Below are 10627 nucleotides of genomic sequence, written 5' to 3'. Positions count from 1 at the left end.
GGTCTTAAATACTCCAGATAACCACTTCAGAAGTGATTATGAAAACTATTCTCATTTTATTTATCGCATGCTAGAGTCGCTGGTTGAAGACAAACAACTCAGTAAAATAACCTATGTATCAGCTAGTCGATGCGTCGTTCGAGATCGACGGAAAGAGTATTCTATCTCCGACCAACCTCACTTTTATGCCAGGGAAGGTCACTACCCTTCTAGGGCACAATGGCTGCGGTAAATCGACCTTGATTAAACTACTCAGTCGTCAAAACTCACCAGCGCACGGGCAAGTACTTTTTAACCAACAAGCGGTCTCATCATTTTCTAGCTTAGACTTTGCTCACCAAGTCGCGTATCTCCCGCAACACCCTCCCATTACCGATGGTGTCACTGTACGTGAACTCGTCTGTTTTGGACGTTATCCATGGAAAGGGGCATTCGGTCGTTACAGCAAAGACGACTATGCGATTGTCGACGAAGCGATAGAGAAAGTCGGTTTAACACCGTTTTCCGAACGTTTTGTTGCGACCTTGTCTGGCGGTGAACGGCAAAGAGCATGGGTAGCGATGTTACTCGCTCAGCAGAGCCAGTGTATTTTGCTAGATGAACCTACGTCCGCACTAGATGTCGCTCACCAACATGAGCTTTTAGCACTCATCAGAGAGCTCAATCAAACCATGGGGTTAACCGTGATCATGGTACTCCACGATGTCAACATGGCGGCAAAATTTAGTGACTACCTTATTGCACTGCATTCTGGAAAAGTGATTGCGTCTGGCTCACCACAAGAGCTTATGACCCCTGAAACCCTGTTGAAGATCTATGGTATGGAGCTCGCACTGTTTGAGCATCCAAATACTGGGCAACCCATTAGCTACATCCCATAAGTCAAAGGAACTTGCTGTGAAGAAACTTATCACCTTGCTTTGTGCCACATTAGCAATCAATTGCTACGCCTTCGATATTACCCACGAAATGGGAACCACTACTTTTGGTACCATCCCGAAGAAAGTTGTCGCCCTAGACTGGGTACTAACAGAAACCGTCCTAAGCTTAGGCATTGAACTCGAAGGCATTGCAGACACAAGTGGGTATCGTCAATGGGTTGTAGCACCCAGCTTAAATGCTGCTGTTGTTGATGTAGGCTCACGCCGTGAACCTAACTTAGAGCTACTTTCAGACATAAAGCCCGACGTGATCTTAATCAGTAAACATATGTCGGCAGCGTATGAGCCGTTGAATAAAATTGCTCCAGTTTTAGTTTACAGCGCTTACACTGAAGACAAACAGCCGTTAGAGTCAGCAAAAGCGATAACCCTATCTTTAGGTAAATTGTTCAACAAGCAGCAGCAAGCTCTCACTATCATTGAACAGACGGAAGCACGGCTCGTCGCTAACGGTAAAAGAATCGTGGCCGCAGGCAACGCCAATAAGCCACTGTTATTTGCCCGCTTTCTCAACGATAAAACGCTACGTGTTCACAGCCAAGGCTCTTTAGCGCAAGCGACCATCGATATTATGGGTCTAAAAAACGACTGGAATGAGCAGACTAACCTGTGGGGCTTCACCACTGCAGGTACAGAAAAACTCGCAGAACACCAAAAAGCCAACGTCATGCTTATTGGCCCATTTAAGCAACAAGAACTCACGCAAATTACTCAGTCACCTCTTTGGCAGGCAATGGAGTTTGCACGTACCGATTCAGTGTACGTACTTCCAGCGATTTGGACTTTTGGTGGCTTGATCGCCGCACAACGTTTTAGTGACCATATTACCGAGCAACTTACCCAACAATAATGAACACCTTAAAAATCGCACATCACGACTTCGGCCGACCTAGTCTAAGAGCTGTGACGCTATTTGGCGCCGCTGTCTTGATCACAGGTTTGTTGCTACACGTCACGGCGCCGTATTCCCAAGGTATCCGCCTTGTATGGGATACTGTCTTTCATTTTGATTCGTCAAACTATCAACACTTAATTACTCACTTGACCTACTTACCTAGGTTATCTGTTGCCATGATTTGTGGTTTTGCTCTCGCCGTTTCAGGTTGTGTGATGCAATTTGTGTTACGAAATCCCATCGCCTCACCTACAACACTGGGTGTCGCCGCGGGTGCAGAACTTGGCATGGTGTTAGGGATCTTGCTGATACCCGCCCATTTTGTCATTCCTGGTTTTATCCCCGCTTTTATTGGAGGATGTCTAGCCACTGGGTTGGTGTTTGCTCTGAGTTCAGCCAGAGGATTTTCTCCCCTACACATGGTGCTCGCAGGTATGGTTGTAAGCCTTTTCTTCGGCTCACTAAACACCATGCTTTTAATGTTACATGAACAGAAATTAACTAGCCTCTTCGTATGGGGAGCAGGCGCACTCAATCAAAATGATTGGTCAAGCACTCAAATATTGCTGCCACTGGTGCTACTCCCAACGGCCTTGTTGTTACTATTACAACGTCCATTATCCGCATTGCAGTTTGGTGACAACGTCGCCTCATCTCTAGGCATCAATATCAAGCAAGTAAAACTTGCTTGCTTGTCACTCGCTATTTTCATCACGGCCGCGGTTGTCAGTGAAGTCGGACTCATTGGCTTCATTGGTATTGTCGCCCCCGCTATCGCTCGAATGCTCGGTGTGCGAACACTGGCCAAACAAATTCTGTTAAGTGGCCTTATCGGTAGTAGTATCTTGCTTATCGTCGACTTAATCGTTCAACCATTTTCTGGCGTAGGAGGGGAACTTCTACCGACCGGAGCAATGACCGCATTGATAGGCGCGCCTTTCCTACTATGGTTGCTGCAACGCACTAAATTACAGTCAGACCTAAAAGCCCGCACTGAGCATATCGAGCACTACAGACGTGTCAATACAGCAAAAATTTTAATCGTTCTTCTGCTAGCCCTAGCTGCGCTCTCTCTATTTGCAATTGCGGTAGGAAAGAACCAGTTCGGTTGGAGTGTTGGTCTCACTCAATCTTTGTTCGAGCTGCGCGCTCCACGCGTATTGGTTGCCTTGATTGCAGGTATCGGTTTAGCATTTTCTGGCACCATCATTCAACGTATATCGAGCAACCCAATGGCAAGCCCAGAAGTGTTAGGTATTAGCTCTGGTGCTGCACTAGCCTTGGTTCTTGGGACTATCCTTGGAACGGGTGTTGGCAGAGATCAACAGATGCTGCTCGGCACCTTAGGCGCACTCGCTGTCATTACCGTAGTTTGGTTTATAGGCAAAAAGCATAACTTCGCCCCAACGCAAACATTGCTGACTGGGATTGCTCTCAGCGCTGGCTTAGACGCCCTACTTAGAATCGCTATGAGTTCCGGACATGATAGTGCTTCAGCGCTGCTCACTTGGTTATCAGGCTCTACTTATTTAGTCGCCAACAGAGACGTAATTCTGCTTGCTATCGGCGTCACTGTCATTGGCTCGATAGCTATATCACTTCATCGCTGGATCGAACTCATTGGGCTTGGAGAAGTAACGGCAAACAGTATCGGCATGAATGTGACGTTTGTTCGGCTGATTTTACTATTGCTCGTCGCAGCGTTAACGACACTGTGTACCATAGTCATTGGCCCACTGAGTTTCATCGGCTTGTTAGCTCCGCACATGGCGCGTTCTCTTCACCAATATCAAGCAATACCACAACTACTTACCGCTGCATTGCTAGGAGCCATTATTATGGTGATAGCGGATTGGTTGGGACGAACATTGTGGTTCCCTTGGCAATTCCCAGCAGGGTTACTGGCTTCGCTAATAGGCGGGGGCTATTTCCTTTATCTAATGCGACGATGAATTGCATTTTTGCATCAAAAACACAATTTATGGATTTTCACCTGATTTTGTGTTTACCATAAAAAAGGATTCATCACACACCGGACACCATGGAAAAGCCAACGATAACAAAACTCCAACGAGCTCTTTTTCTTCGTGTCGTCGCCAAGCTTAAATCTGAGCAAGCGACGATCAACGACAGCCTGAATGAGTCATCATTGGCACAAGAGTTCGAGGTATCTCGAAGCCCGATGCGGGCAGTGCTTGGCTATATGTCTTCACTCGGCATTGCTAAGGCAGTGCCCTACAAAGGTTTTGTCTTACAAGTCGACGCTAACGCAATAGAAATCGATGAAAGCTCGCAGGCAGAATCTGACCGCGAGGAAAAGCTCTATCTCAGGTTGCTGATGGACCTATTTTTTAACGAGCTCGGCAATACGTTTTCTGAGAATGAGCTCCAACAAAAATACAATGCGAGTAGAGGCGAGATTCAAACTGTCCTTAGGCTATTGGAAAATGATGGGATTTTGCGTCGAAGCCCTGGCTATAAGTGGCAGCTTGATGGCGTACTCAACACACTAGAAAGACATACGGAAAGCTATCGTTGCCGACTAATTTTTGAACCTGCTTGTCTATTGGAACCAAGCTGGAAAACTGATCATGCAAAGTTCGGAAATTGTCGTGATCGCCACACGCAAGCCATTGCAGCCCCTCACTCAGTGACGGCCAGCCAGCTGTTCGATCTCAGTGCTGATTTTCATGAGCTTGTGGCACTCTGCTCTGGAAATCGTTTTTTACTTAGTAATATGCAGCAGCATAATCGTATGCGTAAGGCGACTGATTTAGTTTCCATGCATATCCAATCTTCAGTAAAAAAATCCTGCCAACGTCGTCTCGACATCATCGAATTAATACTTGAGAACAACAAGGTAACAGCAGCTCAAAGGCTCACTCAACTACTTGAGAATGATATTGGTGTGATGCAAAAAACCTATCAAAACATCGTCAACCTTTCCCAATCAGATCGAGAAGCACTCATCGATTCAATCACCGAATTAAACGCTACGCGTATTTAGCTACCCAGCCCCGCCCTCGTAAATAAATTTCCAATAAATATCAAAAATTTAATACCAATCGCTTCTTAGGCATGATTTTTAGTCTCACCTTTCATGCCTAAAATTATCGACTTAAGATCTATCTTCATTGATATAAAAGAAAATTATTCTCATTTACATATTGTCTTTTCGATACAAAAATACAATAATAATGATTCTTATTTAGAATGATTCACATTTTGAGTATCGGGCAGCGTGATAAACCAGCTCCATATTCATCAATAACAACAGAGAAAACCATGAAAGCGAGTAAAGGAAGTTTCCCTCTTTCAACTGTTGCTTTAGCGATTGCCGCTGCAAGCTCAGTGTTTACAGTTCAAGCTCAAGAATATACATCTGAAGACAAAATGGTGGTTGTTTCTAGCCGCACACCTAAAGCTATCAGTGATATACCTGGTACAGTTTGGTACATAGATTCAGCCAAGATCGAGCAGGAATTCCGTGGTGGCAAAACGCTAGGCGACATACTCGCTTCCGCTATTCCATCTTTAGATGTCAGCAGTGGCGCTCGAACTAACTTCGGTCAAAATCTACGCGGGCGTAAAATGTTGGTTATGATTGACGGCGTTTCTCTGCAATCATCTCGCCAAATCAGTCGACACTTAGATTCGATTGATCCTTTTAACATTGACCGTATCGAAGTGCTTTCTGGCTCTACCTCTATTTATGGTGCCGGTGCTTCTGGCGGTGTGATCAACATCATCACAAAAAAAGCACAAAGCGAAGAGCTTGAGTTTGAATCATTTGTAGGGGGAACCTCAGGTTTCAACTCTAGTGAAGATTTTGACTACAAAATTGGCCAATCCATCTCTGGCGGAAATGAGAAATTTCAAGCTCGAACCTCTTTAGTTTACTCGGAAACCCAAGGCTTCTTTGATGCCAATGGTGACATCGTCACGCCGGATATTTCTCAAGGCTCGCTACAGTTCAACCAGACCATTGATTTCCTAACTACGGTAGGCATCAATGTTTCAGAAACGAAGAAAGTAAATCTTCTAGCCCAGTATTACGATAGTCAGCAAGACTCTCCATATGGCCTTTATATTGTTGGCCGAGACTTTGTTGACGTACGCAAAGGGTTTGACTCCGACCGCGAACACGGCACTGAACGACTCATGCTTAGCACTTCGTACGTTGACGATCAGTTCCTAGGTCACCAACTGATCGCTGAAGCTTCGTATCGCAAAGAAGATCAAACTTACACTCCTTATTACCAATCTTCCGGCCAACAAATCACCGATGTTATAACGCTAAAAGCAGCGTTAGCGAAGAGCTTCGATAAGTTTAATCTTGTTTATGGTATCGATGCTTACCAAGATACGCTGGAAAGTAACCAAGCACTTTACGACGCTACTATCGCAACTAACTCAGGCAATTTAATCAACAAAACTGCCGCAACAGTCGGCCGTTACCCTGGAGTAAAAGTCAGCTCAATTGCAGGCTTCATCCAAGGCGACTACTCGATTACTGAGGATTGGTCAGTACAAGGTGGGGTTCGCTACCAATACATGTCCAACAAGATCGATGACTTTGTGGGCTATCAGCAACAAAAGAAAATCGCAACGGGAAGTGGCACTTCAGCGGATGCGGTACCAGGCGGAACAACAGACTACAGTGTTGCACTATTTAACATTGGCACAATCTACCATTTAGATGATGATTCTCAAGTTTGGGCTAACTTATCTCAAGGTTTTGATCTTCCTGACCCGGCTAAATACTACGGTCAAGGCAACTACACTTTAGTCGGTGATCACTGGACATTGAACGACAGTATTAACGTCAACCAATCAAAGATGTCTGGCATTAAGACCAACACGTTTGAGTTAGGTTACCGTCTGGATACCGGAGAGTTTAACCTGCAGACTGCCGCTTATTATTCTCATTCAGATAAAGACGTTAAGTACAACAAGACAACACTGCTTATTGAAGAAGTTGAAGACAAAAAACGCGTTTACGGCTTAGAAGCCATGGCCTCTTACTGGGTTCATGACAACATCCAGCTGGGTGCATCTGGCCACTACGTTGTGTCTGAAGTGAAAGATGAAAACGGTTGGGAAGATTACACCGCTGGCTACGCAAGTACGTCTAAAGCAAGCGCTTGGGCGGGTTGGTATGATTCAGATCTCGCTGTTAAACTCCAGAGCCAAACCATGTTTGACTACGAAGATGCATCAAACAATAAACTTGATGGCTACACTCTGTTTGATCTTGTCGGTAGTTACCAACTTCCTGTCGGTAGCTTAGGCTTTGGTATTCAAAACCTGCTTGATAAAGACTACACAACAGCATGGGGACAACGTGCTCAGATCTTATATGCTGCGCACTACGATTCAGCAGCCTATGACTACAAAGGCCGTGGTCGTACTTACACGCTAAACTATCAGGTGAAGTTCTAACCGAGCTCGATTTCCTAACTCGCTAATACAACAAAACCGCCCTATGTGGCGGTTTTGTTTTATCTACTTAGACCCTGTTGGCCTAGTGACTTATGCGTATTGCATTAAGTGCTTCTTCACTTCGTCAGTTGCAAAAGCCTGCTCAACACTCGCCGTATAAATCTGTTTGTAGTCTTCCGCGCTAAGCTCAAACTGCTCCATCACCTTTCTCACTTCGTCAGTCATGGTGGTGTTCGATACTGTGCGGTTATCCGTATTGATTGTCACGGCTAAACCATCTTTATGGAAATCATTAAGAGGGTGCGCTTTAAGCTCAGGGATTGCTTTGGTTTGTACATTACTGCTTGGGCACGCTTCTAAGCCTACCACATCTTGTTTAACGCGCTGGTAAGCCTCAGCGTGATCTTTGATTGCCACACCATGACCAATACGTTCTGCACCCAACAGCTCAATCGCATCGTAAACGTTTTGACCACAACCCTGTTCACCAGCGTGAATAGTAATGCGGTAACCTTTATCACGTGCGTACTGAGTGTACTCTACGTAATCATGAGCAAAGTTATCTAGCTCAGCACCTGCAAGGTCAAACGCGACTACGCCGTTACCTAAAAATGGCGCACCTGCGTCGATAATGTCATTAACTGAATCAATCGCTAGCAGCTTAACCAATGACAAAATGTAGTTACCTTTAATATCGTACAGCGCTTCTGCGCGCTTCATGCCTTTAACGACACTGTCAATGATCTCAGAGTAAGTAAGACCTTGCTTAGTATGTAACTGAGGACCAAAACGCACTTCAAGATACTTTACGTTCTCTTTTGCTGCATCTTCGAACAGTTCAAACGAAATACGCTCTAAACTCTCTGCGGTTTGCATCACTTTAATTGGCAACGCAAAACGATCTAAGTACTCCTGCAAGTTAGGACAGGTTTCAGGAGCAATCATCATTGTTTTGATGTCATCAGCACTTTGGCTCGGCAACTCAATATTCTGCTCGGCAGCTAAATCGAGCACAGTTTGCGGGCGAAGGCTGCCATCGAGGTGGCAATGAAGATCAATTTTAGGGAGATCAAAATAGTTCATCTGTTTTTGTCCTAACTTTCGTGCTTATTGACTAAGCGTAGCTCAACACATCTAAGTGGCAGAAAATACGCTTAATCATTTGTTTTGATAACGATTAAAGCCATGGTATATGATTAGCAAAGATATGTAACACGACAATTGTCCGGTAGCACTCAAAATTACCCAATAATGTTAAGCACACTCACTATGGATAAGAACAAGATACTAAACAGCGGCTTAGAAAAGCTGCGCCAATTAGTGAAAGGTGACCAGTACAAGACAGTGCTGGTATCCAAAGGCGACTACATCATCCGCCAGCACAGTGAAGTTAATGAAGTTTACTGGACAGAAGGAGCGCGCTTTTCAGTTCTACACACTGCAGAGAACGGAAAAACCCTCAGCCTTGGCGATTACTACCTCGAAGATAACTTTTTCGGTGAGATGGAGTTCTTTTCCGATAAGCCTAGCCCTTTTAGCGTTATCGCAACAGAAAATGCTCAGTTAAGTGTGATTCCAAAAGACAAGTTTGCTGAGTTCCTACTGGAAGATGCTGAGATAACCTTTTGGATGACGCATCGCATGTCGAATATCTACCTCAACACGACTAACATTGCGATTGAACGCTCTCTCTACCCGTTAAAATTTAATATCATCAAAGATATGGTCAGCCGACACTCCTCAGGTTCACAATCACGCGGGCATAGCTATATGTATCAGGAAGCACAAAGATTCGGCTGCACAGAGAGAGCGTATACTCGCATCATCCATGAGCTGATCAAAGAAGGCTTGGTCAAGAAAGGGGCAGACAATTCCGAAATCGTCCCAGTCGATATCGACAAACTGCGTGACTATCTAGAACAGTACTATCAATAAACAAAAAAATGGACACTCGGCAGTGTCCATTTTCGTTGTCAGGTATTTAGCCCGCCAAAGTAGGTAAGAACACTTCTCCTAGCATACAACGCACACTACCGCCGCCAATGCTTTCAATCGTCTTAACATTGAATGGTAGAAGCTTTCCATGACTTGAAAGCTGGGCTAACTGCGCAGGAGAGAAGGCATCAAAAGCAGATTGAGACATCGCAATCACTTTCTCACCCGTATTGGTTTCAAGCTGAAGAATATTGCCGCAAAACTGATTCATTTGCTCAAGAGAAATCGAAATCACTTGTTTGTCTTTCGCCAGTGATTTAATCACAAAGCGACGCTCAAATTCAGGGATTACTTCATCGCAGATCACACAGAAGTTTTCGCCAATCGCCATCATCACATTGGTGTGATAAATCGGCTTACCTGATGGTAATGCGGTTTGAAAAGAGACCACACGATCATAGCCAATACGCTCAGCGTAGTCTTCCAAAACTTCACGATCACAACGCTGAGATAACGCGGCATAGATCGTCTTATTGGCATGGTCTTTAACCATCACACCCGTACTTTCAAGGTGAGCATCTTGCTCCAAATAAGAGAGCAAGTTGTCTTGGCTAGTCACAGGACGCCCTGCCCTTTCCAGTGTTTCCACTAACGCATCAACTTTCACTTCTTGCTGACGGTTTTTACATGCCATAGGGAAAGTATACAGCCCGCCGTTGCTCGTGGTACTAAACCAGTTATTTGGGAAAACCGCATCAGGGGTTTCTACTTCCCCGAGTGGGTAATCAAACACTACAACCTGAACGCCTGATTGACGCAACTCAGCAACCATCGCGTGAAACTCACCCATCGCCTTGGAACGCACTTCTTCAGTCGATAGCGTGACTTGATGCTGAAATTCGTTGTCTTGCGCAGTCTCGGCGTTAAAGGCGAACTCTTTCGGTGGCACCATCACTACACAGTTGGCGTTTTGTACTGTTGATCGGTTTTTTTCTAGTACGGCTTGCTGTTTCAACATTGTGACAAACTCAATTAATCTCACTCAATAAAGCCAATTGTAGGCATAATGTTAAATAAAATATTACTGAAATATCCTGTTAATTAGCACCTAAACAGGAAAATTAGGTGTATAAATAATTAATTGCAGTAAATTTTATTGTCAACGTAACTCTAAGCGATCTTCAGTTGAATATTATGCAAGAGAAAGAATAATAAACTGGTTACATTTCCTTCACTGAGGGTATACCATTGCAAAACCAAGCTAGATAGGTGACTAGGTTGGTCTTCACTTTTCCTATTCATGGATGTACGCATCTGCCATCGACCACGTTGGCAATTTTTCGTCTTTGCGTGTTTAGGAACTATTTATGTTTAAAAAGTTTGAAGGCTTCACTAAGCCTTTTCCCGTTCAGGA

At 44.6% G+C, this 10627-nt stretch carries 8 protein-coding genes; 6 read left to right on the top strand and 2 right to left on the bottom strand.

Features of this window, described 5'->3' with window-relative positions:
* Nucleotides 1-113 precede the first annotated feature (113 nt).
* The 5 genes from QTO00_RS07835 (at nt 114) to QTO00_RS07815 (ending at nt 7278) form a co-directional block, all read left to right on the top strand.
* On the top strand, nt 114-881 hold the full coding sequence (locus tag QTO00_RS07835) for an ABC transporter ATP-binding protein (RefSeq protein WP_331424104.1): 768 nt from the start codon (nt 114-116) through the stop codon (nt 879-881).
* Between the two features lie 16 nt (nt 882-897).
* Complete coding sequence (locus QTO00_RS07830) at nt 898-1791, top strand: iron-siderophore ABC transporter substrate-binding protein (protein WP_331424103.1); 894 nt, start codon at nt 898-900, stop codon at nt 1789-1791.
* The gene (fhuB, locus tag QTO00_RS07825) at nt 1791-3788 is read left to right on the top strand and encodes a Fe(3+)-hydroxamate ABC transporter permease FhuB (protein ID WP_331424102.1); all 1998 of its coding nucleotides are present in this window, start codon (nt 1791-1793) and stop codon (nt 3786-3788) included. The genes QTO00_RS07830 and fhuB overlap by 1 nt, the downstream gene beginning before the upstream one ends.
* A gap of 89 nt (nt 3789-3877) precedes the next feature.
* Complete coding sequence (locus QTO00_RS07820; RefSeq protein WP_331424100.1) at nt 3878-4843, top strand: FCD domain-containing protein; 966 nt, start codon at nt 3878-3880, stop codon at nt 4841-4843.
* A gap of 278 nt (nt 4844-5121) precedes the next feature.
* On the top strand, nt 5122-7278 hold the full coding sequence (locus QTO00_RS07815) for a TonB-dependent receptor (RefSeq protein WP_331424098.1): 2157 nt from the start codon (nt 5122-5124) through the stop codon (nt 7276-7278).
* A 90-nt stretch (nt 7279-7368) separates the two neighbouring features.
* Here the strand turns inward: QTO00_RS07815 and add are convergent, their stop codons facing one another.
* Nucleotides 7369-8361, bottom strand: coding sequence for an adenosine deaminase (add, locus tag QTO00_RS07810; RefSeq protein WP_331424097.1), 993 nt, complete (start codon nt 8359-8361; stop codon nt 7369-7371).
* Nucleotides 8362-8547: 186 nt separating this feature from the next.
* On the opposite strand from add, the gene QTO00_RS07805 reads away from it, so the two are divergent.
* The gene (locus tag QTO00_RS07805) at nt 8548-9213 is read left to right on the top strand and encodes a Crp/Fnr family transcriptional regulator (RefSeq protein WP_331424096.1); all 666 of its coding nucleotides are present in this window, start codon (nt 8548-8550) and stop codon (nt 9211-9213) included.
* A 46-nt stretch (nt 9214-9259) separates the two neighbouring features.
* Here the strand turns inward: QTO00_RS07805 and QTO00_RS07800 are convergent, their stop codons facing one another.
* Complete coding sequence (locus tag QTO00_RS07800) at nt 9260-10231, bottom strand: arginine deiminase-related protein (RefSeq protein ID WP_331424095.1); 972 nt, start codon at nt 10229-10231, stop codon at nt 9260-9262.
* Nucleotides 10232-10627: the final 396 nt, after the last annotated feature.

The sequence above is a fragment of the Vibrio sp. M260118 genome (genome assembly GCF_036533755.1).
Lineage (GTDB): Bacteria > Pseudomonadota > Gammaproteobacteria > Enterobacterales > Vibrionaceae > Vibrio.
This window is presented reverse-complemented; position numbering and strand designations above follow the sequence as displayed.

Bases quoted from the DNA above. Each gene is read 5' to 3' on its own strand.
- QTO00_RS07835 (WP_331424104.1), top strand. From the start codon at position 114: ATGTATCAGCTAGTCGATGCGTCGTTCGAGATCGACGGAAAGAGTATT.
- fhuB (WP_331424102.1), top strand. From the start codon at position 1,791: ATGAACACCTTAAAAATCGCACATCACGACTTCGGCCGACCTAGTCTA.
- QTO00_RS07820 (WP_331424100.1), top strand. From the start codon at position 3,878: ATGGAAAAGCCAACGATAACAAAACTCCAACGAGCTCTTTTTCTTCGT.
- QTO00_RS07815 (WP_331424098.1), top strand. From the start codon at position 5,122: ATGAAAGCGAGTAAAGGAAGTTTCCCTCTTTCAACTGTTGCTTTAGCG.
- add (WP_331424097.1), bottom strand. From the start codon at position 8,361: ATGAACTATTTTGATCTCCCTAAAATTGATCTTCATTGCCACCTCGAT.
- QTO00_RS07805 (WP_331424096.1), top strand. From the start codon at position 8,548: ATGGATAAGAACAAGATACTAAACAGCGGCTTAGAAAAGCTGCGCCAA.
- QTO00_RS07800 (WP_331424095.1), bottom strand. From the start codon at position 10,231: ATGTTGAAACAGCAAGCCGTACTAGAAAAAAACCGATCAACAGTACAA.